This is a genomic window from Pseudomonas sp. TH07 (genome assembly GCF_016651285.1).
Lineage (GTDB): Bacteria > Pseudomonadota > Gammaproteobacteria > Pseudomonadales > Pseudomonadaceae > Aquipseudomonas.
In genome coordinates this window covers 5,734,260-5,754,876 of the sequence record NZ_JAEKED010000001.1, presented here as the reverse complement: position 1 = coordinate 5,754,876, position 20,617 = coordinate 5,734,260, and the positions used below count along the sequence as shown (strand labels likewise).

The 20,617-nt window shown below is 64.8% G+C and carries 18 protein-coding genes; 6 read left to right on the top strand and 12 right to left on the bottom strand.

Translation table 11 applies throughout. The features are described 5' to 3' along the window. Positions 1 to 46 precede the first annotated feature (46 nt). Positions 47 to 1,537: an aldehyde dehydrogenase family protein gene (locus JFU57_RS26380; RefSeq protein WP_201131313.1), complete on the bottom strand. Its 1,491-nt coding sequence runs from the start codon at positions 1,535 to 1,537 to the stop codon at positions 47 to 49. A 486-nt stretch (positions 1,538 to 2,023) separates the two neighbouring features. On the opposite strand from JFU57_RS26380, the gene JFU57_RS26375 reads away from it, so the two are divergent. Next, a complete protein-coding gene (locus JFU57_RS26375) occupies positions 2,024 to 2,938 on the top strand; it encodes a LysR family transcriptional regulator (RefSeq protein WP_078468937.1) in 915 nt (304 codons plus the stop codon). 2 nt (positions 2,939 to 2,940) lie between these two features. On the opposite strand, the gene argE is transcribed toward JFU57_RS26375, so the two are convergent. From argE to JFU57_RS26360, 3 genes are all read right to left on the bottom strand, one after another. Then, on the bottom strand, positions 2,941 to 4,089 hold the full coding sequence (argE, locus tag JFU57_RS26370; RefSeq protein WP_201131312.1) for an acetylornithine deacetylase: 1,149 nt from the start codon (positions 4,087 to 4,089) through the stop codon (positions 2,941 to 2,943). Beyond that, a complete protein-coding gene (locus tag JFU57_RS26365; protein ID WP_078468939.1) occupies positions 4,090 to 4,764 on the bottom strand; it encodes a DUF1028 domain-containing protein in 675 nt (224 codons plus the stop codon). 160 nt (positions 4,765 to 4,924) lie between these two features. Then, the gene (locus JFU57_RS26360) at positions 4,925 to 6,307 is read right to left on the bottom strand and encodes an aspartate aminotransferase family protein (RefSeq protein ID WP_201131311.1); all 1,383 of its coding nucleotides are present in this window, start codon (positions 6,305 to 6,307) and stop codon (positions 4,925 to 4,927) included. A gap of 172 nt (positions 6,308 to 6,479) precedes the next feature. On the opposite strand from JFU57_RS26360, the gene JFU57_RS26355 reads away from it, so the two are divergent. The 3 genes from JFU57_RS26355 to JFU57_RS26345 all read left to right on the top strand — a co-directional run bounded on the left by JFU57_RS26355 (position 6,480) and on the right by JFU57_RS26345 (position 9,058). Next, positions 6,480 to 7,088: a TetR/AcrR family transcriptional regulator gene (locus JFU57_RS26355; RefSeq protein WP_201131310.1), complete on the top strand. Its 609-nt coding sequence runs from the start codon at positions 6,480 to 6,482 to the stop codon at positions 7,086 to 7,088. 135 nt (positions 7,089 to 7,223) lie between these two features. Next, positions 7,224 to 8,546, top strand: coding sequence for a flavin-containing monooxygenase (locus tag JFU57_RS26350; RefSeq protein WP_201131309.1), 1,323 nt, complete (start codon positions 7,224 to 7,226; stop codon positions 8,544 to 8,546). 68 nt (positions 8,547 to 8,614) lie between these two features. Then, positions 8,615 to 9,058, top strand: coding sequence for a RidA family protein (locus JFU57_RS26345; protein ID WP_078468943.1), 444 nt, complete (start codon positions 8,615 to 8,617; stop codon positions 9,056 to 9,058). 80 nt (positions 9,059 to 9,138) lie between these two features. Here JFU57_RS26345 and JFU57_RS26340 read toward each other — a convergent pair whose 3' ends face one another. The 5 genes from JFU57_RS26340 to JFU57_RS26320 all read right to left on the bottom strand — a co-directional run bounded on the left by JFU57_RS26340 (position 9,139) and on the right by JFU57_RS26320 (position 16,461). After that, positions 9,139 to 11,547 carry a TonB-dependent siderophore receptor gene (locus JFU57_RS26340; protein WP_201131308.1) on the bottom strand — a complete coding sequence of 803 codons (2,409 nt, stop codon included), beginning with the start codon at positions 11,545 to 11,547 and terminating at the stop codon, positions 9,139 to 9,141. A gap of 74 nt (positions 11,548 to 11,621) precedes the next feature. Further along, positions 11,622 to 12,572 carry a FecR family protein gene (locus JFU57_RS26335; protein ID WP_201131307.1) on the bottom strand — a complete coding sequence of 317 codons (951 nt, stop codon included), beginning with the start codon at positions 12,570 to 12,572 and terminating at the stop codon, positions 11,622 to 11,624. Beyond that, complete coding sequence (locus tag JFU57_RS26330) at positions 12,569 to 13,084, bottom strand: sigma-70 family RNA polymerase sigma factor (protein ID WP_078468946.1); 516 nt, start codon at positions 13,082 to 13,084, stop codon at positions 12,569 to 12,571. The genes JFU57_RS26335 and JFU57_RS26330 overlap by 4 nt, the downstream gene beginning before the upstream one ends. Before the next feature lie 116 nt (positions 13,085 to 13,200). Next, positions 13,201 to 15,327, bottom strand: coding sequence for a TonB-dependent receptor family protein (locus JFU57_RS26325; RefSeq protein WP_201131306.1), 2,127 nt, complete (start codon positions 15,325 to 15,327; stop codon positions 13,201 to 13,203). A gap of 183 nt (positions 15,328 to 15,510) precedes the next feature. Continuing rightward, positions 15,511 to 16,461, bottom strand: a complete 951-nt coding sequence (locus JFU57_RS26320) for a LysR family transcriptional regulator (protein WP_201131305.1) — start codon at positions 16,459 to 16,461, stop codon at positions 15,511 to 15,513. 137 nt (positions 16,462 to 16,598) lie between these two features. On the opposite strand from JFU57_RS26320, the gene JFU57_RS26315 reads away from it, so the two are divergent. Further along, the gene (locus JFU57_RS26315; RefSeq protein ID WP_078468949.1) at positions 16,599 to 17,657 is read left to right on the top strand and encodes an SDR family oxidoreductase; all 1,059 of its coding nucleotides are present in this window, start codon (positions 16,599 to 16,601) and stop codon (positions 17,655 to 17,657) included. A gap of 57 nt (positions 17,658 to 17,714) precedes the next feature. Here JFU57_RS26315 and JFU57_RS26310 read toward each other — a convergent pair whose 3' ends face one another. Continuing rightward, positions 17,715 to 18,152, bottom strand: coding sequence for a hypothetical protein (locus tag JFU57_RS26310; protein WP_201131304.1), 438 nt, complete (start codon positions 18,150 to 18,152; stop codon positions 17,715 to 17,717). Between the two features lie 254 nt (positions 18,153 to 18,406). Between JFU57_RS26310 and JFU57_RS26305 the strand changes: the two genes are divergently transcribed. Continuing rightward, positions 18,407 to 18,907: a GNAT family N-acetyltransferase gene (locus JFU57_RS26305; RefSeq protein WP_201131303.1), complete on the top strand. Its 501-nt coding sequence runs from the start codon at positions 18,407 to 18,409 to the stop codon at positions 18,905 to 18,907. A 34-nt stretch (positions 18,908 to 18,941) separates the two neighbouring features. Here the strand turns inward: JFU57_RS26305 and JFU57_RS26300 are convergent, their stop codons facing one another. Together JFU57_RS26300 and tspO are read right to left on the bottom strand one after the other, a co-directional pair. Then, the gene (locus tag JFU57_RS26300; protein ID WP_201131302.1) at positions 18,942 to 19,868 is read right to left on the bottom strand and encodes an alpha/beta hydrolase; all 927 of its coding nucleotides are present in this window, start codon (positions 19,866 to 19,868) and stop codon (positions 18,942 to 18,944) included. A 62-nt stretch (positions 19,869 to 19,930) separates the two neighbouring features. Continuing rightward, positions 19,931 to 20,371, bottom strand: a complete 441-nt coding sequence (gene tspO / locus JFU57_RS26295; RefSeq protein WP_201131301.1) for a tryptophan-rich sensory protein TspO — start codon at positions 20,369 to 20,371, stop codon at positions 19,931 to 19,933. Positions 20,372 to 20,617 lie beyond the last annotated feature (246 nt).

The window sequence follows — 20,617 nt, the reverse complement described above, 5'->3', positions numbered from 1 at the left end:
CGTCACAGTGGCCAAGCACGAACCGGGCCGCTGTTGCGATAGGGGCTCAGCGCAGCTGGAACCAGGTGGTTTTGAGCTGGGTGTATTTGTCGAACGAGTGCAGCGACAGGTCGCGGCCAAAGCCCGATTGCTTGCCGCCGCCAAAGGGCACGCAGACGTCCAGCGCATCCACGGTATTGACCGACACGGTCCCGGCATTCAGGCGGCTGGCGACGCGATGGGCCCGGTTCAGGTCATCGCTCCAGACCGAGGCGGCCAGGGCATAGATATGGTCGTTGGCCATCTGCACCGCCTGGTCTTCATCGTCGAAGGCGGTGATCGCCAGCACTGGCCCGAACACTTCCTCGCGGGACAGGCGCATCTGCGGCGTGACCTGGGTGAAGAGGGTGGGCTGGATAAAGTTGTTCGAACCGTTGAGCGTCACTTGCTCGCCGCCGGCCACCCGCTGTGCCCCGTCGCTGCCGGCCTTGGCGATGTAGTCCATGACCCGGGCGGTCTGCCGTGCATCGACCATCGCCCCCATCTTGCTCGCGGGGTCCAGTGGGTCGCCGGGCTGCCAGTGCCGGGTCTGTTCGACCAGGCGTTCGACGAACTCATCGTGGATCAAGCGCTGCACCAGCAGCCGCGAGTTGGCCGAGCACACTTCTCCCTGATTGAAGAAAATCCCGAACGCGGCCTTTTGCGCGGCCAGGTCCAGATCCTGACAATCATCGAACACCAGGTTCGGGCTCTTGCCACCGCATTCGAGCCACACCTGCTTGAGGTTGGATTGCGCCGAGTACTGCATGAAATGCTTGCCGACCTGGGTCGAGCCGGTGAACGCCAGCGCGTCGATATCCGGGTGCAGGCCCAGGGCGCGCCCGGCGTGCTGGCCGAGCCCGGTCACCACGTTGAACACGCCTTCCGGGACCCCGGCCTGCAGCGCCAGTTCGGCCAGGCGCAGGGCCGAGAACGGCGACTGCTCGGCGGGTTTGAGGATCACGCTGTTGCCGGCGGCCAGGGCCGGGGCGAGCTTCCAGGCGGCCATGTCCAGCGGGAAGTTCCACGGCACCACGGCGGCGATCACGCCCAGGGGCTCGCGGGTGATGGTGGCCAGGGCGCCGCGGCCGGTGGGGGCGACCTGGTCGTACAGCTTGTCGAGGCTTTCGGCGTACCAGGCAAAGACGTGGGCGGCGCCAGGCACATCGATGCTCCAGGCATCCATCACCGGCTTGCCCATGCTCATGCTGTCGAGCAGGGCCAGCTCTTCGCGGTGGGCCAGGATCAGCTCCGCCAGCCGCAGCAGCACGGCCTTGCGATCCCGCGGCAACAGGCGGGCCCAGGGGCCGCTGGCAAAACTCTTGCGGGCAGCGCTGACGGCCAGGTCGATATCGGCATCGCCGCAGGCGGCGACGTTGGCCAGCAGGGCATTGGTCGCCGGGTTGCGCACGGCAAAGGTCTCGCCGCTCAACGCGGCGTGCGCACGTCCGGCGATCAGTGCGCTGTTGCTAAAGGGTTGCTTGGCCGCCAGCGTTTGCCAGGTATTGAGGTCAGTCACTGCATACTCCCAGTTGGCCCCTCGGGGCTACGTCCACGATCAGTGGGGCCGATAGTGGGCCAAGCGCCGGGGGTGGGAAATTAGTAAAAATGTGTTCCGTATCGATAAAAAAACTCGGCTGGTGTGCTTCATCGTGGCGCACACATCGCCCGTAGCCGCTGTCGAGGTACGCGGCTACAGGGGTTAGTCCTGCCTGACCACCTCGTACACAGGCGGCATCGGGTTGAGCAGCTTTTTTAAGTTCAGGCCCCAGGAAATTGCTGGTTTCACCCGGGGCGTGCTGGTTGCAGAATCGAGGTTGTGTGCGCGTAGGCGCAACGGCCCGATTCTTGATTAACCTGGCCCAGTACCGCGCATCATTGCGCCGGGGGCTCGATTGCTCGTGCAGGCACGCAGCGGCGGCGTTCAACTAGGCTGCACGCTGTGCACGAGCGCCGTGATCGCGCCCCGTTTTGATGCGTTCGACCCATCTCTTTCGAGGTAGCCATGGCCGCTTACAACTTGCGACAACTCAAATACTTCGTCACCACCGTCGAATGCGGCAGCGTGGCCGAGGCGTCGCGCAAGCTCTACATCGCCCAACCTTCGGTCTCGACCGCAATCAAGCACCTGGAAGAAAGCTTTGGCGTGCAGTTGTTTATCCGCCACCACGCCCAGGGTGTGTCCCTGACTCCCAGCGGCGCACGCTTCTATCGCAAGGCTCAGGAGCTGCTGCGGGTGGCCCACGAGTTCGAGCAAAACGCCCTGGCCGATAACGACGTGGTGGCCGGGCAGATCGACATTGGCTGTTTTGAAACCGTCGCGCCGCTGTACCTGCCACGTTTGATTGCCGGCTTTCGCGATCGCTGGCCGGGGGTGGAAATTCGCATCCGGGACGGCGAGCAGCAAGAGCTGGTGCAGGCCCTGACCTCGGGCAGCATCGACCTGGCGATTCTCTATGAGCATGACTTGGACAGCACCATCGACACCGCGCCGTTGATGGCGCCGCAGCAGCCCTATGCGCTGTTGCCCGAAGGCCATCGCTTTGCCCATCAGGCCCGGGTGTCACTCAATGACCTGGTGCTCGAACCCATGGTGCTGCTGGATGTGCAGCCCAGCCGGACGTACTTCGTCAGCATCTTCGAGGAGCGCGGTCTGACCCCGCACATCCTGTTCAGCTCACCGTCGATCGAGATGGTGCGGGGCATGGTCGGGCGCGGTTTCGGCTTTTCGATCCTGGTGACCCGGCCCAAGTCCGACTACACCTACGACGGCCAGAAGCTGGTCTGCGTACCGCTGGTGGAAGAGGTCACCGGCTCCGGGTTGTCGGCGGCCTGGTTGCGCCGCTCGCAGTTGACCAAGCCGGCGCAATTGTTTGTCGATCACTGCCGCGAAGTCTTGGCGCCCAGGGATCAGGCCTGAGGTCAGCCCTGCAGGGCTGACGCCAGGCGTTCGAGCATGGCGTCGCAGCCCGCGAGCTGGGCGAGGCTGACAAACTCGTCGGGCTTGTGCCCCTGATCCATGCTGCCCGGCCCGCAAATCACCGTGGGGATGCCCACGGCGTCGAACAGACCGCCCTCGGTGCCAAACGCCACGGTGCCAAATTCGCTGGAATCGCAGAACTGGGCAATCCAGCGCGCCGCCTGGCTGTCGGCGTCGGTGGCCAGGCCCGGATAGGCCGAAAGCTCGGAAAGACCAATGCCACTGGCACCATCCACGGCCTGCATCCTCGGCACCAACTGCTGTTGCGCGAAGTGCCGCAACTGCTCGGCGACCTGCCGCGGATCCTGGTTGGGCAGGGCGCGGACTTCGAAGTCGAAACGACAATCGGCCGGGACGATATTCAGTGCCTTGCCGCCACTGATCAGCCCGGTCTGCACGGTACTGTACGGCGGGTCGAAACGCGGGTCATGCAGCTCCGGGCGGCGCAGGCGGGCGCCGATGCGGCCCAGTTCGCCAATCAGCTCGGCGGCGTATTCGATGGCGTTCACCCCCTGGGGGGCGTAGGCCGAATGGCAGGCCGCGCCGTGCACGTCACAGCGCATCGCCAGCTTGCCCTTGTGCCCGAGCACCGGTTTGAGCTCGGTGGGTTCGCCAATGATGCACAGCAGCGGCTTGTGTGGCCGCCGCTCAAGCTCGGCGAGCAGCGAGCGCACCCCCAGGCAGCCGACTTCTTCGTCATAGGACAGGGCAATGTGCAGCGGCATGCGCAATGGCGCCGCAAGAAACCTGGGCACCGCCGCCAGCACACAGGCGATATAGCCCTTCATGTCGGCGGTGCCGCGCCCGTAGAGCTTGCCGTCGTGCTCGCTGAGCTCAAAGGGGGCGACGCTCCACGCCTGGCCGTCCACCGGCACCACATCGGTGTGGCCGGACAGGACAATGCCCGGCACCTGCGGCGGGCCCAGGGTAGCGAACAGATTGGCCTTGCTGCGCGGCTCATTGAAGATCAGTTCGCAGGGCACGCCGAACCCGGCCAGGTAGTCACGCACGAACTCGATCAGGTGCAGATTGGATTCGCGGCTGGTGGTGTCGAAGCCCACCAGTTTGGCCAGCAACTCGCGGCTGTTCATCTATTCATCCCCGGGCACGCCGTAGCTTGGGGCTTTGGTCGGGTCCAGCGCGCGCACGATGTAGTCCTGCATCTGCGGGCTGTAGGCCTGCCACAGCTGGGCCAGTTGGCCGATGGGGTCATGGTCGGCCCAGTCGACCCGCAGGTCGACGATGGGCCAGGTCAACTCGCCGACCACCACCATCGCCGCCGAATGCACCGGCCCGGCTTCGCCCCCGGCCGCGACTGCGGCCTGCATCGCGGCGATCAGCCGGTCAGCCAGTTGCCCGCCGCTGGTTTCGAAGGTCTGCACCAGGGTTTCGATCACCCTGGGGTCGGCCAGCATATTGCCGGCGCCGACGCACTGCTCGCCGGCCAGCGCATGGTGGGTGCCCAGGGTCTGGCTGCCGCTGAAGTGCGCGGTCTGGCCCAGGTGATCGATGGCGGTCAATTGCCGGTACTGGCTGTAGCCATTGCTGGTCAGGGCCTTGTCCAGCGCCTGGGCGGGGGACAGGCCGGCCTCCATCTGTTCCAGCACCTGGGGCCCGAGGGCGGGCAGGGTGATGTTTTGCGTGGCGACCGCCCCAACCCCCGGGCGCAGCCAGGGGCAACGCGCGCCCACGGCAATGCTCGAGGAACTGATGGCGATCCCCAGTTGACCGGTTTCGGCGCAGCGGCCGACGATGGAAAAAGTCATGGCGTGGTGCTCCTGTTTCGTCTGGCCAGCCATCCGCGCCCCAGGTGGTCCTGGGACGTGGACTGGATATGAATCCATTCTGTCCAGGCGCTGCGGTTGGCGAAACGAGGTTTTTTGTGGTGCTTGCTTAAGTAAATACTTGTCAGGCCAATGCCTGCCGTTACAAGCGCCCGTACTCGCGGGCCGTGCGATCGACGGCGATCCGCGTCTTGTCCACCAACTCATCGAGCTCGGCACGGGTCGCCACCAGGGCCGGGGCCATGATCATGCGGCCCAGGGTCGAGCGGATGATCAGGCCTTCTTCGAAGCCGATGGTGCGGCAGCGCCAGGCAATATCGTTCTCGTTGGCGAAGCGTTTGCGGGTGGCCTTGTCCTCGGCAAATTGCAGTGCCGCCACCAGGCCGATGCCCTGGACTTCACCCACCAGCGGGTGGTCGCTGAACACCTCCCGCAGGCAGTTCTGCAAGTACGGGCCGGTGTCGGTACGGACCTGGGTCACCACCCCTTCATCGCGCAATGCCTTGAGGTTGGCGATGGCCACGGCGGCGGCCACCGGGTGCCCGGAGTAGGTCAGGCCGTGGGCGAATACGCCGCCTTTTTCCACCAGGGCCTCGGCCATGCGCCGCGACAGAATCAGCCCGCCCATGGGGATGTATCCCGAGGTCAGGCCCTTGGCGATGGACAGTGTGTCGGGCTCGAAGCCCATGGTCTGGTGGGCGAACCATTCGCCGGTGCGGCCAAAGCCGCCGATCACTTCGTCGGCGCACAGCAGCACGTCGTACTGGCGACAGATGCGCTGGATTTCCGGCCAGTAGCTGGCCGGTGGGATGATCATCCCGCCCGCGCCCTGGAACGGCTCGGCAACGAAGGCGGCGACCTTGTCGGCCCCCAGTTCGAGGATCTTCTGCTCCAGTTGCCGCGCCATCTGCAGGCCGAACTCCTCGGGGCTCAGGTTGCCTTCGTGGGCGTACCAGTAGGGCTCGTCGATATGCGCCACATCGGGCACGGTGCCACCCATTTCATGCATGAATTTCATGCCGCCCAGGGCCGTCGCCGCCAGGGTCGAGCCGTGGTAGCCGTTCCAGCGACCGATCATGATTTTCTTCTGCGGCTGGCCCATCACCTGCCAGAACTTGCGCACAGTGCGGATCAGCACCTCGTTGGCCTCGGAGCCGGAGTTGGTGTAGATCGCGTGGCTGTAATGGGCCGGCAGCAGACTGAACAGCAGCTCCGACAGCTCGATCACCGCCGGGTGGGTGGTGTGGAAGAACATGTTGTAGTACGGCAGTTGCTGCAATTGCGCATAGGCCGCGTCGGCCAGGTCCTTGCGGCCGTAGCCGAGGTTGGTGCACCACAGGCCGGACATGCCGTCCAGGTAGCGCTTGCCGTCGTTGTCCCACAGCGCCAGGCGCTCGCCGCCGACCATCACCCGCGGGCCTTCGGCGTTGAGGGCTTTCTGGTCGACGAAGGCATGAATGTGGTGCGCGGCGTCGGCGTTTTGATAGTCCAGGGTGCTGCGGGTGGGGTCGAGGTCGGCGGTCATGGCGTGCTCCAGGTATGAGGCGCAGTGGGCGATCGGGCTGCCTGCCGACGGGGGGCAGGGCAGCGCGGGGTTAATATTTGGCACCTAAAAATATTTTTGTAAAGAAAATATTTGTCCTTGAAAAGTGATATCCGTAGGCTGGCCGACATCGTCAGCGCACCCCAGGGGAACCATGTCCGGACTACGAGAGAGGCAAAAGGAGCAGCGCCGCCAGGTGATCGCCGAGGCCGCGTTGCAGCTGTTCAAGCGCAATGGGTTCGGCGCCACCACCCTGGAGCAGATCGCCCACCAGGCTGGGGTGTCGTCGCCGACCGTGGTCAATTATTTCGGCGGCAAACAGGAGATCCTCCTGGCCCTGCTCAAGGCCCCGGACGAGCAGGCCATGGGCGAAGCCCGCGCGCACCTGGACGAGCGCAGCGACCCGCTGGAGGCTCTGTGCGAGTTCGAAGGCCTGATGACCCGCTATCAGCTCCAGGCCATGCCGGCGTCCCTGTGGCGCGAGCTGGCGCCGTTCCTGTTCACTGGTGAGCTGTCCCAGGCCCTGCAACCCTGGAACGCGGCGGTGATCGAGGAAACCCAGGCCCTGCTGATGCATTTCCAGCGCCTGGGCAAGGTGCGCGCGAGCGTCGATATCGAGGTCGCCGCCACCGTCTTCAACCAGTACGCCAACATGGCGTTCATCCGCCTGGCCACCGAGCCCACGCCGGACCGTGCCGCCCATGCCGCCCATATGCGCAGCTTCCTCGGCCTGCTGTGCCACGGCATGCTCGGCGCCGAGTAGGCCAGCCACAGGGTCGTGCAGGCGTCGCTGCCGGCCCTAGTTTTTTCCTGCCTTGCGACGACAAAAATCATAATTTCGCTATGCCCGGTATCTGCACAGAATGCGACCACACCCGCCTTCGAGAAGGACACAGGCATGACAGCTGGAAAAATACAGACAGATACGCTGGTTGTGGGCGCCGGTCAGGCAGGCGTGGCCATGAGCGAACACCTGAGCAAACTGGGGGTGCCGCACCTGGTGCTGGAGCGCAACCGGATCGCCGAGGCCTGGCGCACCGGGCGCTGGGATTCCCTGGTGGCCAATGGTCCGGCCTGGCACGATCGCTTTCCGGGGTTGGAGTTCGACGACCTGAGCCCGGACAGCTTTGCCTCCAAGGAGCGGGTGGCGGATTACTTCGAGGCCTACGCCCGCACCTTCAACGCGCCGATCCGCACCGGGGTCGAGGTGCACAAAGTACGGCGCAATATCGGGCGTCCGGGCTTTACCGTGGAAACCTCCGAGGGCGTGATCGAAGCCAACCGCGTGGTGGCGGCGACCGGGCCGTTCCAGCAGCCGGTGATCCCGGCCATCGCGCCCCAGGATCCGCGCCTGACCCAATTGCATTCGGCGCACTACCGCAACCCCGGGCAACTGCCCGAAGGCGCGGTGCTGGTGGTGGGCGCCGGTTCATCGGGCACGCAGATTGCCGATGAACTGCAACGCGCCGGCAAGACCGTCTACCTCTCCATCGGCCAGCACGACCGGCCGCCACGGGCCTATCGCAACCGGGATTTCTGCTGGTGGCTGGGGGTGCTGGGGGAGTGGGACGCGGCCGCGATGAAGCCCGGGCGCGAGCACGTGACCATCGCCGTCAGCGGTGCCCACGGCGGGCGTACCGTGGACTTTCGCGAGCTGGCCCAGCGCGGCCTGAACCTGGTGGGCCTGACCCAGTCCTTCAAGGACGGGGTGGTGAGCTTTCGCCCGGACCTGGTCGACAACCTGGCACGCGGCGACGAGAACTACCTGGCGCTGCTCAATGCCGCCGATGCCTATATCGAGCGCAACGGCCTGGACCTGCCCCTCGACCCTGAAGCCCGTCGGGTATTCCCCGATCCGCCGTGCGTGACCCAGCCGATCCTCGAACTCGATCTGGCGGCGGCAGGCATCAGTACCATCATCTGGGCCACCGGTTTTGTTGCGGATTACAGCTGGCTGGAAGTCGATGCCTTTGATCCCAGCGGCAAGCCGCAGCACCAGCGCGGGGTGTCCACGGAATCGGGGATCTACTTCCTGGGCCTGCCGTGGCAGTCACGGCGTGGTTCGTCGTTTATCTGGGGCGTTTGGCACGACGCCAAATACGTCGCCGACCATATCGCCACCCAGCGCCAGTACCTGACCTATCGCGATGCCAGCCAGCGCCAGGCGGACAGCGCCGTCGCGCCGCTCACCCTGCTGGAAAAGCCGGCGGTCAGTGCCTGACAACCATGGTCCGAACCGGCACCCGCAGTGCCGGCCTGGCGTTGTATTTCTCTACTCAGGAGCTCCCGATGTCGCAGCCCACCCACACCCGCATCCGCATGTTCAACACCAAGGAAACCTACCCCAACCAGGCCCTGGACAACGACCTGTGCCAGGCCGTGCGCGCCGGCAACACGGTGTATGTGCGCGGCCAGATCGGCACCGATTTCGACGGCAACCTGGTCGGCCTTGGCGACCCCCGGGCCCAGGCCGAGCAGGCGATGAAAAACGTCAAGCAACTGCTGGAAGAGGCGGGTTCGGACCTGTCCCATATCGTCAAGACCACCACCTACATCATCGACCCGCGCTACCGCGAGCCGGTGTATCAGGAGATCGGCAAGTGGCTCAAGGGCGTGTTCCCGATCTCTACCGGGTTGGTGATCTCGGGCCTGGGCCAGCCGCAATGGCTGATGGAAATCGATGTGATTGCAGTGATCCCCGATGACTGGCAAACCGGCGCCGCAACCCTGTAGCCGCTGCCGAGCCTTGCGACCGCGCGCAAAAACGCCATGGCCTCGGGGGAGGGCATGGCGTTTTTTTGGCTGGGCGGGGGCTAGAAATCCCAGCGGGTGTTGAGCATCACGTTGCGCGGGTCGCCGTAGTAGGCGGTGTTGTAGAAGCCGATGTTGGTGTAGTAGCGCTTGTCGAAGGCGTTATTGAGGTTAAGGGTGGTGGACAGGTGTTCGGTGATTTGGTACTTCGCCATCAGGTCCACCAGCCAGTAGGCCTCCTGGGAGAAGTCCTGGTATTGGTTCTTCGGCCGAATGTACAGGTTCTGCCAGGCCTTGCTCTGCCAGCGCGCGCCGCCGCCGACGGTCAGGCGGTCGAGGGCACCCTGGAATGTGTACGAGGTGTCGAAGCTGACCTGGTCTTCCGGCTCCCAGGTCGAGAGTTTCTTGCTCTGGTGGTCGCGGATGATCTTATGGGTGTAGCCGGCCTGGAGCTGCCAGCCTGGGGCCAGTTCGCCGGAAATCTCCGCTTCATAGCCCCGAGTCTTGGCGTCGGTGCCGACCGAGGCGTAGCCCAGCGCCGGGTTGGTCGGCGCGGCGTTGTATTCGGCGTCGCCTTCAGCGCGGTTGCTTTCGTGGACCTCGAAGTACGCCAGGCTGGTGTTGAGCCGTCCGTCAAAGAATTCACCCTTGACCCCGACCTCGTAGTTCTTGCCTTCATCCGGCTCCAGCACCTTGTTGTTGCGGTCGCGGTTGTAAGTCTGGGGCATGAAGATTTCGGTGTAGCTGGCGTAGGCGGTGAAGTTGTCGTTGAGGTCGTAGGTGACGCCGACGTAGGGCACCAGCCGCCCGGTTTCCGTGGAGTGTTCATCGCCGGTCAGTTTGTAGTTGGCGACGCGGGTGCCGAGGAACAGGTTCAGGTCATCGCTGAGATTGAAGCGGGCGCTGATGTAGCCCGCGCTCTGGCGGGTGGTCAGGTCGTTGTACTGGGTCGGTTCGCCCCAGTCCGGCTCGGCGCGATCGCCGTTGAAGCTCCAGAAGTCGAAGCTGTTGCCGTTGGCGTAGACGGGGGCGCCGTAGTCCTTGCCGGTCCAGTGGGAATTGGACGCCGAGGCGCCCACCACCAGTTCATGCTCGCGACCCAGCAGGCTGAAGGGGCCGTTGACGTAGAGGTCGGCCGAATCCGCGCGGGTTTTGCCGGTGAATTTGTTGGACCACAGCGACGACAGCCCGTTGGCCGGGAACGGGCCGCTCTGCACCGAACCCAGCGGCGCGTTATAGCCGTTTTGCAGATGGGTCAGTTGCGCCTTGGCCACCCAGCCATTGGCTAAACTGTGTTCCAGGGTCGAGAACACGCTTTGGGTGTACTGTTCCCAGCGGCTCCACTTGGCGCCGTTGTTGTAGGAGCGCTTGACGTCGATGCGGTCGCCATTGCGGTCGAACAGCGGACGGCTGCCGGACCAGCCCGAGCCCTGGGGGTCGTTTTCCTGGGCGTCGAAGCCCACCGTCAGCAGGGTGTCCTCGCCGAGGTCGGCTTCCAGGCTGCCGAAGTAGACGCTGGTCTTGCGCTGGTAGTGGTCCATGAACGAATGCTTGTCCTGGTACACCGCCACGGCCCGGCCGCGCAGGTTGCCGCTGTCGGTCAGGGGGCCGCTGACATCGATCTGCGAGCGGTAGTTGTCCCAGCTGCCGGCGCCCAGCTCGATGTTGGCCTTGAAGTCGCGGGTCGGCTTTTTGCGGATCAGGTTGATCGTCGCCCCCGGCGCTCCGGCGCCGTTCAGCAGGCCGGTGGCGCCTTTGAGCACTTCCACCCGGTCGTAGATCGCCATGTCGCTCAGGGTCTGCCCCGACGAATAGGCCGAGTTGCGCAGGGTCGGGATGCCGTCGTATTGGAAGTTCTCGACCGAGAAACCCCGCGCGAAGTAGTTGGTGCGTTCGCTGTCATAGGTCGACACGGTGATGCCCGGGGTGTGGCGCATTACATCGTCGATGGAACTGAGGGCGAAATCGTCCATGTGCTGGCGGGTGATCACGGTGATCGACTGCGGCGTTTCCCGCGGGGTGAGCACCATGCGCGTGGAGGTGGCGAGGGTGCCCGGGGTGTAGGAGCCGCTGCCTTCGGTGATGGTGCCCAACAGGTTGGCGTTGATCTGGGTCGCGCCCAGCGCCAGCGCACCTTGCACCGGGGCACTGTCGAGCTGGTAGCCATCGGCGCTGGCCCGGGCACTGAAGCCGCTGCCGCCGAGCACCTGGGCAAACCCGTCCGCCACGCTGTAGTTGCCGCGCACGCCGGGGCTGGTCAAGCCGGCCACCTGCTCGGACTGGAAGGAGATCGGCGTACCGGCGGCCTGGGCAAAACGGCTCAGCACATCACCCAGGGGACCGGGGGCAATGTCGAAGGCCTGGACCTGCTCCTGGGCATAGGACAGGGCCGGCAACGCCAGCGGCAGGCAGCCAAGCAACAGGTGGCCGGCCAGCAGCAGGCCGCCACGGGTGGACGGGATTGAAGACATGTTATCGGTGCTCCTTTGGATGTTGGCCAAGGGAAGGACGGAGCAAAACCGCAAACACGCAACGCCCGGGCACATTATTTTTCCGCGGGGGTCAGGGTCACCCGGGTCAGCCATGGGGTGTAGTGGCTGACTTCAATCGGCAAGGTGCGCTGCAGCAGGCGCAGCGCCTTGTCGCTGTCGTCGGTCGGCAACATCACCGTCACGCGCAGGCCTTGCAAGGCCTGGCGATCGAACAGCAGCAGGCCCGGTCGATGCCGCGCCAGGCGTTCAAGCACGTCCGCCAGGGGCTGGTCATTGGCCAGCAATTGATGGTGGGTCCAGGCTTGCTCGAGGGCGTCGGCATCGACCTGTTCCACCGTCCCCGGGCCCCGGGCGTCGAAACGCAGGCGCTGGCCGGGACCGAGCACCTGCTGTTGCCCGGCGCTGTCGATGCGGGTGGAGGACTCGAGCATGGTGACCTGGGTCGCATCGCCGCTGCGCTGGACGATAAACCGCGTGCCCAGGGCGCGGATGCTGCCTTGAGGGGTGTCGACATAAAACGGCCGCTGGGCATCCTTGGCCACGTTCACCAGGATTTCGCCACGCAGCAACTGCACCCGACGCTGGCCGGGGTCAAAGTGCAGGTCCACCGCCGAGCCGCCTTCGAGTTGCAGGTCGCTGCCATCGTCCAGGCGTTGCTGGCGCCACTGGCCGCTGCCGGTGCTGAGGTCGGCCAGCAGGTAACCCTGCTGCCCATACTCATAGGCCGGCACCGCAGCCAGGCCCAGCAGCACAGCCAGGCCCAGGCATTTGGCCGCCGTGGCCGCGGCTCGTGGTTGTCGGGCCCGGCGCAATGCGGCACGGGCCGGGGCCTGTTGCAGGGGCAGCAGGTGGCCTTGCAGGCGCGTGATGCTGTGGCGGTGTTGCGGGTCGGCGGCCAGCCAGGCCTGGAACGCCTGTTCGGTGGCGGCATCGGTCTGGTGGTCGAGGCGCACCAGCCATTCGGCGGCCTGCCGCAATACCTCGGGTGGCAGCGATGACTTCATGCCTGGGCGCACCGGTCGCAGGCCAGTAGGGCCTCCACCAGATCGTGCTGCACGGTGCGCACCGAGACCCCCAGGCGCTGGGCGATCTGCGTCTGGTCCAGGCCTTCGAGGTGCCGCAGGATAAAACTCTCGCGCACCCGGGGCTTCATCTGGGCCAGGGCCCGGTCGATGGCCTCCAGCACTTGCACCGCTTGCAGGATCTGCTCCGGCGAAGGCGCGTGGTCCATGCAGGCGGCGCAGAGTTTGAGCTCTTCCAGGTAGGCCTGCTCCAGGCGCTGGCGCCGGCCCTTGTCCATCAACAGGCGACGCGCCACGGTTGCGAGGTAGGCCTGGGGTTCGCACGGGGCCACATAGGGGCCGGTGGCGAGCAGACGGATAAAGGTGTCCTGCGCCACGTCCGCCGCGTAGTGAGAACACTGCACGCGGCGGCGCAGCCAACTCAGCAACCAGCCGTGGTAGCCGCGATACAGGGCTTCGAGCGTTGCGGCCTCGGCGGGTGGAGTGGGCTTCATGAGAAAAAGTCGTAAGTGGGAATGAATCCTATTCTAGTGTGTGGCGGCTCGGGCCTGCAATGGGCGCAAGTTCGCAGGTTATTTGTCGGCGTCGAGAGGCGAGGGCGGGGCGGCCCTCAGCGCAGGCTCCACGACACACCGAAATACACCCCCAACCCCTCGCCCGGCGTCGAACGCGCCGCGTCCAGGCCTTTGTCGTCGTAGCCCGGTGTCACGGTGGCGGCGTAGTGCTGGTTGGTCAGGTTGCGCATGTCGACCCAGGCCTGCCAGTCGTCCTTGGGTGCGTTGTAGCCCAGGGTGGCGCCGAACAGTGCGTAAGGGTCGGCGTAATAGCTGTTGGCGTAATCCACCGTAGCCTTGGACACCAGTTGCGTATTGAGCGCCGCGAAGAAACCCAGGGGCCAGTCGTAGCGCAGCTCGCCCTGGTAATAGTGCATCGGCAGGCCCGGCAGGCGGTTGTCGCCAAAGCGCTGATCGTCGCGGTAGTGGAAGTCGCTCAAGGTGTAGGCCTGGCGCAGGCTCAGTCGGCCGACGCCGTCCCGCGACCACAAGGTGCTCTGCAGACTCGCTTCCAGCCCCTGGTGCACCGTGGGGCTGGCGTTGAGTTCATAGGGCGTGGTGGCGTTGGCGTCGGGCAGCACCGACAGCAGTTCATGACGCACCTGGGCGTAGTACCAGGCCAGGCTCCACTGGCCCAGGGCACTGTCGCCACGCCCGCCGAGTTCCAGGGTAGTAGCGGTCTGATTGCGCAACTCGATCGGCTCGCGCTGGGCGCCGGTGGCGACCCCGCTGCCGGGCCCGAACACCCGGTTGGAGCTGTAGATCAGCGACCAGGGGTGCGGCCCTTCCACTGAACGGCTGAGGTTGCCGAACAGTTGCACGTCCTTGTTCAACTGGTAGCGCAGGCCCAGGCGCGGCGCGTAATCCCAGTCGTGCAGGCTGGTCTTACCGCCGCTGTCGGGGTAGGTCACCGCGCTTTCACGGCGGGTGTAGATGGCCGCCAGGCCCGTGGTCAGCCACAGGTCGTCGGCGATCTCCAGGTCGTTGCCCAGGTGCAGCACGCTGTCTGAACCCTGGTAGGTGAAATCGCGGATCCGCGTGCCCGGTGCATAGCCGGCGGTGTTGCCGGTGGGAATGCGCACAAACTCGCTGGCGCCGGCATTGGGCAGGTGCTTGGTTACGCGCAGGCCCAGGGTGCTGTGGCTTTCCAGGCCCCACAGGGTGTCGCGGCGCTTGTAGTCGAAGGTGCCGCTGACGTCGGTATAGGCCACCCGCAGGCGGTTGGGGCCTTCGCGCAGGTCCATGGGGTAGTCGTGGTAGACCAGCCCGGTCTGGAGGCTCGAATCGTCGTCGATGTAGTAGGTGGTCTTGTTGCCGATAAAGGTGCTGCCCGGCTGGTCGCGGTTATAGTCGCGGGCGACGTAGGTGGGGTTGGCCGCCCGTGGATCATGATCGATGGAGCGCTTGGGCACGCGCCCGGCCAGTTCGTTTTCGGTCTCGCGGTGGCGCAGGTAGAAGCGCGTCTCCAGGTTCGGGTTGAAGCGATAGCCGAAGTTGGCCACCACTCCCTGGCTGCTGCTGGAGGTGTGGTCCTGGTAACCGTCGGAGCGGGCATCGGTCAGGGACAGGTAGTAATCGAAGTCGCCCAGCACCTGCCCCGAACTGACCTGGCGCTGGCGGTAGCCGTGGCTGCCCATGCCATAGCGCACCTGCAACAGCGGCGCGTCGTAGCCGGTGTGGCTGACGTAATCGATGGCCCCGCCCAGGGCCAGGGCGCCACGGTCGAAGCCGTTGGCGCCGCGCAGCACTTCCACGTGATCGAGCCACAGCGGCTCCAACAATTCATAGGGCGTGCCACCGGGGCCGGTCAGGGGCAGGCCGTCGAGCATCGTGTACAGCCCCGACGCATGGGCGCCGGGGGCGCGGTTGATACCCGAGCCGCGAATCGAAATCTTCACCCCTTCATTGCCCGCCGACTGCGCGTACACCCCCGGCTGATACGCCAGCACATCCTGGTTGCTGGCCACCCGGCCCTGCAGCGGGCGCCGCATATCGACCACATTGGTCGCCCCCGGCACCTGGGACAGCCGGGTCTCGGCATCTTCCAGCGTCTGTTCCTCGCCGCCCTGTTCCTGGGCCCGGATCAGCACCTGACCCAGCTCCATCTCCTGGGCCTCGGCCAGGGCCGGGCAGGCAAGGGCCAGGCCCAACAGCGCAGTGGGCAGGGATTTGGGCGAGGGCATCGAGAAACTCCAGGCAGGGGGAAACGGGCAATGAAAGGTGCGACGTAGGAAAGGACGAAGGAAACACATGGCAATTTGGGTTTTTTGCCGGGTTAGCGGCACCCGGCGCCCCGGGCCTTATGGGCAACCACACGAAGCGGCAGGCGTAGGGGCTCGGTTCAATGAACAGCCCAGGCCAGTGCGTCAGGTAGAACGCGGTATATCGGGCGTTGCCTGTCCGGCTTCCAGGCGCTGGAGTCGAACATTCGCCACCAGGTAGTCGAGAAAAACCCGCACCCGTAGCGGCATCTGCGGGCCCTGTCCGAGAAACACGGCGTGCAGGGGATCGACGTCGCCCGGGTTGAAACCTTGCAGGACCGGCACCAGCCTTCCCGCGGTAATGTCGTCGACCACCTGGAACTCATCGAGGCGCGCCAGGCCCATGCCGGCCAGTGTCAGTTGGCGCAGGGCCTCACCGTCGCTGGCCGTCAGATTGCCCTCGGGCGAGACGATCCATTGCGTGCCGTCCACCACAAAAGGCCAGCCTTTGAGGGTACGCGTGTAGCCGAAGTCCAGGCGGTTATGCCGGGTCAGGTCGTCGGGCACGCGCGGCAGGCCATGGAGCTTCAGGTAGGCGGGCGCGGCGACGACGATCATCCGTGATTCACCGAGCTTCCTGGCCACCAGGCGCGAGCTTTCCAGTGCGCCGTGGCGTATCGCGACATCGGTTCGCTCTTCCAGCAGATTCACCACCTGGTCGGTCAGTACGATGTCGAGTTCGATGCCCGGGTAGCGCGAGAGAAACCCTGGAACCAGTGCGAACAAGACCCCTTGGGCAAAGGGCACACTGGCGCTGACCCTGAGACGACCCCGGGGTTCGCCCTGGCCGGAAGTACTGCGTTCTGCGTCCTCCACCTCGGCAAGAATCCTCACGCATTGCTCGTAAAACGAGTGGCCTTCCGGCGTCGGCGTCAGGCGGCGCGTGGTGCGGTTCAACAGGCGTGCTTGGAGGCGGGTTTCCAGGCGTGAAATCAATTTGCTGACCGCCGAGGGGGTCATGCGGAAGTCCCGCGCGGCCAAGGAAAAATTGCCGAGCTCTATCACTCGGATGAACATTTCCATCTCTGCCAAACGGTTGATATCCCAGCGTGCCATTGTGAATTTATGTCATGAAAGTCAGTCGTGACGGCAGTCTATATCACAGATAGCACGAGGGGCATCATGTGTCTCAAGCCGTGCATCCTGCATGGAAGGAGCAAGCAAATGATCGAATTTGGTAATGGGGAGGCGCTATGAGCCTCACTCCGGCAAACCGTAAAACCGCGCTGGTGGTCGGCGCCAACGGCATCATCGGGAATGCCGTGGCCCAGGAACTCAAGCGTGAGGGCTGGCGGGTCAGGGCTCTGGATCGGCGCCCCGTAGCCGGCACCGAGACCTTGCAGGCGGACCTGGTCGACGCGCAGGCGGTGGCCCTCGCGTTGCAGGCAGCCCGAGACACGACCCATGTGTTTTACGCCGCTTTCAGCCCGGACCCTGACTTGGCGCTGGAAGCCCAGCGCAATGCGCGGATGCTGGGCAATGTGCTGGACGGGCTGGAGCAGGCTGATTCCGCCCTTGAACGGGTAGTCATCTATCAGGGCTTCAAGATCTACGGTTCGCACCTGGGCGCCAAGGTACCCACGCCGGCCCTGGAGAGCGACGCCGGGCATATGCCGCCGAACCTGTACAGGGCCCAGGAAGCCCAGCTCAGAACGCGCGCCGAACGCAGTCGCTGGGATTATGTGGCGCTGCGTCCTGATCTGGTTGTCGGTGATATCCACGGCAACCCGATGAATATTGCGCTGCTCATCGGCGTCTTTGCCGAATTGTCCCGTGCCCTTGATATCCCGATGCGATTCCCCGGAACCGACAAGGCCTATGGCCAATTGCTGCAGTTCACCGATGCCGGGTTACTGGCACGGGCCAGCGTCTGGGCAGCCCTCAGCGAGTCGGCGGGCGGCGAGGCGTTCAATGTGGCCAACGGCGATATTTTCCGCTGGGAACGCATGTGGCCGGACATCGCCCGGCACCTGGCAATGAACACCGCTTCGCCGGTGCCGCTGACACTGACCCGGCACATGCCGGACAAGGCCGGGTTATGGCGGGAGATCGCCAAGCGCCACAATCTGATTCAAGACGACCTGGAGAAGCTGGTGGGCTGGGCCTTCGGGGATTTTATCTTCCACACCGAGAACGACATCATTTCCGATACCAACAAAATCTACCGCTATGGCTTCACTGAAAGGGTCGACTCAACCGCGTCGCTGCTCAATGCGCTGGACAGCCTCAAGCGCCAGCGCGTGCTGCCCTAGTCGGCGGCCCGGCCTGGGCATTGCCGTTGGCCTGGGTGTCGCCAACGGCGAGCGGGGCTAGGCGTCATCGTCCAAGGCCTTGGCCAACCGAGGATCCGCCTTCCACAGCGCATCGGTGACGGCGAAGGCTTCGGCTCCGCGACCGGAACTCATCGCCTCGTGCCGAGACAGCATCCGGCCCAGAATCGGCTTGCCGGCCCATGAGGTGTCGTCTGCATCGAGGACCCGGCAACCGGGTTCGCGGTCGGTGATTCTCCACTCCAGCGCCACGCATTCCTTGGCCGTTGTGTCCGAGCCCGCGCCCCAGCCCCGAAGGCTGACGGCCATCGACAGGCCCCGCTCGGGATGGGCGGCCGTATAGGTGCCCAGGTACACGGCATAAGCGCCGTCAGCATTGAATACAAAACCGCGAAACATCCTGGTTTCGTGCCCACAGGTTCCGCAATGTCCTACGACCGTCTCTTCGCCGGGTTCTATTTGCAACGCATTGTCCATACCCAGATTCCTTGGCGGGGGTGGCGGCTGAGGTCCATCAGCGCATTCGATCCGGCCCGCATCTTACCTGAGCACCGGCTGTTGCAGCGCAAGCCGGGCAGGGTGTCGTCCATTGGGCCGGTCATGGAGTCGGAGCGCAGGTGCTGTAAGCTTGCGCTCGCTGTGACCGGGCCGCAAAAACCAGCCCGCCTTTTATTCAGCTGTGCTGGCCGCTCGCCCCTGATCTTTATCGAGCAGGGCAGCCGAGGTGATGAATGAACACATATAGAGTTCGCGAACTGAGAGTTACTGACGCCCAAGCCTTGCTGGCATTCGAAACCGACAACCGCCAGTGGTTCGAGTCCCATATCGATGCCCGTGCCCCGGCTTTCTACTCCTTGCAGGGCGTCACCGAACATATTCAAGGTTACTTGTCCGACTTTGCCGATGGCCGCTGGCACCCGTTCGTGGTCGAAGAGACCGGGGGGAAAATAGTCGGTCGGGCCAACTTGAAAAGCATCGACCCGGTGCAGCGTTCTGCGCAGATCGGTTATCGCATCGCGCAAGACGCATGCGGGCAGGGGCTGGCCACCCTGGCCGTGCGGCACCTGATCCAGGAGGCGCGCAGGCGCTGGCAGCTTTCGCAGCTGGTGGCGTATGTCTACGAGGCCAATCTCGGTTCGAAGAAAGTCCTGATGCGCTGCGGGTTCCTGCTTGAACACCCCGCTACCGGCGCGCAGGCGGGGGGCGAGAGCCGTTTTGTGCTGGCGATCTAGATAAACCTGCTGACGGGGTTGAGTCGATGGTTTTTCAGCAATTGGGCCCATCGATTCGCGCCGTTATCCACTTTCGGCTGTAAGCCAGGACAGCAGCGCCCAGTGCGGTCGGAAAATGAATGAAGCCATGGGCCGCAGCGGGCACCACGTGCACCTCAACCGCTGCCGACTGCACCCAGCGCTCGGCGATCTGCAGGGTGTCGTCTATCAGCGGATCCAGCTCGGCGGCCAGCAGAAGGGCTGGCGGCAAGTCGGTAAAGTCGCCATACAGCGGTGACAGCGGCGGCTGCCGGCGCTGCTCGTCGCTCAACCCCGGCGTCAGCATGCGCAGCGCCTGCACCATGCCGGGCCCGTCCAGCACCAGGGTTTGCGCAGGCGCGGCGTGCACGCTGGGGGTTCCGCCGAGGTCGTAGACGCCGTAGTACAGCAGCGCACCGCGCACCCGCTGCAGCAGGTCGGGCCACTGTTTCAGGGCCAGCAAGGTGGCCACAGCCAGATGGCCCCCGGCCGACTCACCCACGACAATCACCGGCAGGCCGGCAAACTCCTCGCATTCGGCACTCAGCAACCAGCGCGCGGCACTCAGGCAGTCCTGCATCAGGCCTTCAACCGGGGTCGATACGGCAAGCCGGTAGTCCACTGAAACCACCGCGACCTGGCACTCATTGACCATGGCCAGGTTGAGGGGGTCGTTCATCTGCGCGTTGCCGATCACCCAGCCGCCGCCATGGAAATCCAGCACCACGCCCTTGGCTTTTCCGGCGGGCCTGAGGATGCGCACGGGCACCGCAAGGCCGTCGACACCGATGACCCGTGTTTCAGCCTTGAGCCCGTGCTGCAGTAATTTGCCGGCGCCGCCGATCTGGCCGGCACGCAGCAGGGCCTGGATCACCCGGGGCGTGAGCCGATTGCGGATTCGAAAGCGTGGCAACCAGGCGAGCTTTTTATTGAAGTCGCGCATCTGCCGCAACTCCTCCTCGCTGGCAGGCCACAGCCGGCTTGTCCCGGGTTGGCGAGGGGTCATCAGCGGTTATTGCGCAGGATGGAAAAATTCAACGCCGCCGCCACACACAGCCACGCCAGGTACGGCAACAGGATCAGCCCGGTGATCAGGTCCAGCTGCAATGCCAGGACCACCATGGCCGCCACCACCAGCCACAACAGGGTGATGATCAGCATGCCGGCCAGTATTCGGTGGGCGCCGAAGAACACCGGCGTCCACAACGTATTCAGCGCAATCTGCGCGGCCCATAACGCCAGCACCTGCTGGCTGCCGGGGATCAGGCTCAAGCGGTAGCCGGCCCAGGCGAGCAGCAGGTAGATCAGCGTCCAGGCAACCGGGAACAACCAATTGGGTGGGGTGAAGCCGGGTTTGACCAGGGCGTCGTACCACGGGCCCGGCTTGAACAGGAGGCCGGTGCTTGCCGCGGCAGCACAGGCCAGTAGAAAAATGAAGAAGGTCATCATCCGTCCTTAGCTGAAGTCAGCTGTCTGGGGCCACAAGAGGTGTCGGCAGCGTTAAATAAAGGACGTCCGGCGCGGCAAAAAGTTTGAATTGAACGCTGACAATTTTCTGCTCGCCCGACGCAGCCGACCTGGCGCCGGCTGCATTCGAGCCACCGGGCGTTTAGGGAAAGTGCGGATCAGCCACTGCGCGGACCTGGCTGATCCGGCGGCTCAGTACTGATAACGCAAGGTCAGTGCAACGTG

Excerpts from the sequence above, each read along its gene's own strand:
- JFU57_RS26375 (WP_078468937.1), top strand. The coding sequence starts at position 2,024 with ATGGCCGCTTACAACTTGCGACAACTCAAATACTTCGTCACCACCGTC.
- argE (WP_201131312.1), bottom strand. The coding sequence starts at position 4,089 with ATGAACAGCCGCGAGTTGCTGGCCAAACTGGTGGGCTTCGACACCACC.
- JFU57_RS26365 (WP_078468939.1), bottom strand. The coding sequence starts at position 4,764 with ATGACTTTTTCCATCGTCGGCCGCTGCGCCGAAACCGGTCAACTGGGG.
- JFU57_RS26360 (WP_201131311.1), bottom strand. The coding sequence starts at position 6,307 with ATGACCGCCGACCTCGACCCCACCCGCAGCACCCTGGACTATCAAAAC.
- JFU57_RS26355 (WP_201131310.1), top strand. The coding sequence starts at position 6,480 with ATGTCCGGACTACGAGAGAGGCAAAAGGAGCAGCGCCGCCAGGTGATC.
- JFU57_RS26350 (WP_201131309.1), top strand. The coding sequence starts at position 7,224 with ATGACAGCTGGAAAAATACAGACAGATACGCTGGTTGTGGGCGCCGGT.
- JFU57_RS26345 (WP_078468943.1), top strand. The coding sequence starts at position 8,615 with ATGTCGCAGCCCACCCACACCCGCATCCGCATGTTCAACACCAAGGAA.
- JFU57_RS26340 (WP_201131308.1), bottom strand. The coding sequence starts at position 11,547 with ATGTCTTCAATCCCGTCCACCCGTGGCGGCCTGCTGCTGGCCGGCCAC.
- JFU57_RS26335 (WP_201131307.1), bottom strand. The coding sequence starts at position 12,572 with ATGAAGTCATCGCTGCCACCCGAGGTATTGCGGCAGGCCGCCGAATGG.
- JFU57_RS26330 (WP_078468946.1), bottom strand. The coding sequence starts at position 13,084 with ATGAAGCCCACTCCACCCGCCGAGGCCGCAACGCTCGAAGCCCTGTAT.
- JFU57_RS26325 (WP_201131306.1), bottom strand. The coding sequence starts at position 15,327 with ATGCCCTCGCCCAAATCCCTGCCCACTGCGCTGTTGGGCCTGGCCCTT.
- JFU57_RS26320 (WP_201131305.1), bottom strand. The coding sequence starts at position 16,461 with ATGGCACGCTGGGATATCAACCGTTTGGCAGAGATGGAAATGTTCATC.
- JFU57_RS26315 (WP_078468949.1), top strand. The coding sequence starts at position 16,599 with ATGAGCCTCACTCCGGCAAACCGTAAAACCGCGCTGGTGGTCGGCGCC.
- JFU57_RS26310 (WP_201131304.1), bottom strand. The coding sequence starts at position 18,152 with ATGGACAATGCGTTGCAAATAGAACCCGGCGAAGAGACGGTCGTAGGA.
- JFU57_RS26305 (WP_201131303.1), top strand. The coding sequence starts at position 18,407 with ATGAACACATATAGAGTTCGCGAACTGAGAGTTACTGACGCCCAAGCC.
- JFU57_RS26300 (WP_201131302.1), bottom strand. The coding sequence starts at position 19,868 with ATGCGCGACTTCAATAAAAAGCTCGCCTGGTTGCCACGCTTTCGAATC.
- tspO (WP_201131301.1), bottom strand. The coding sequence starts at position 20,371 with ATGACCTTCTTCATTTTTCTACTGGCCTGTGCTGCCGCGGCAAGCACC.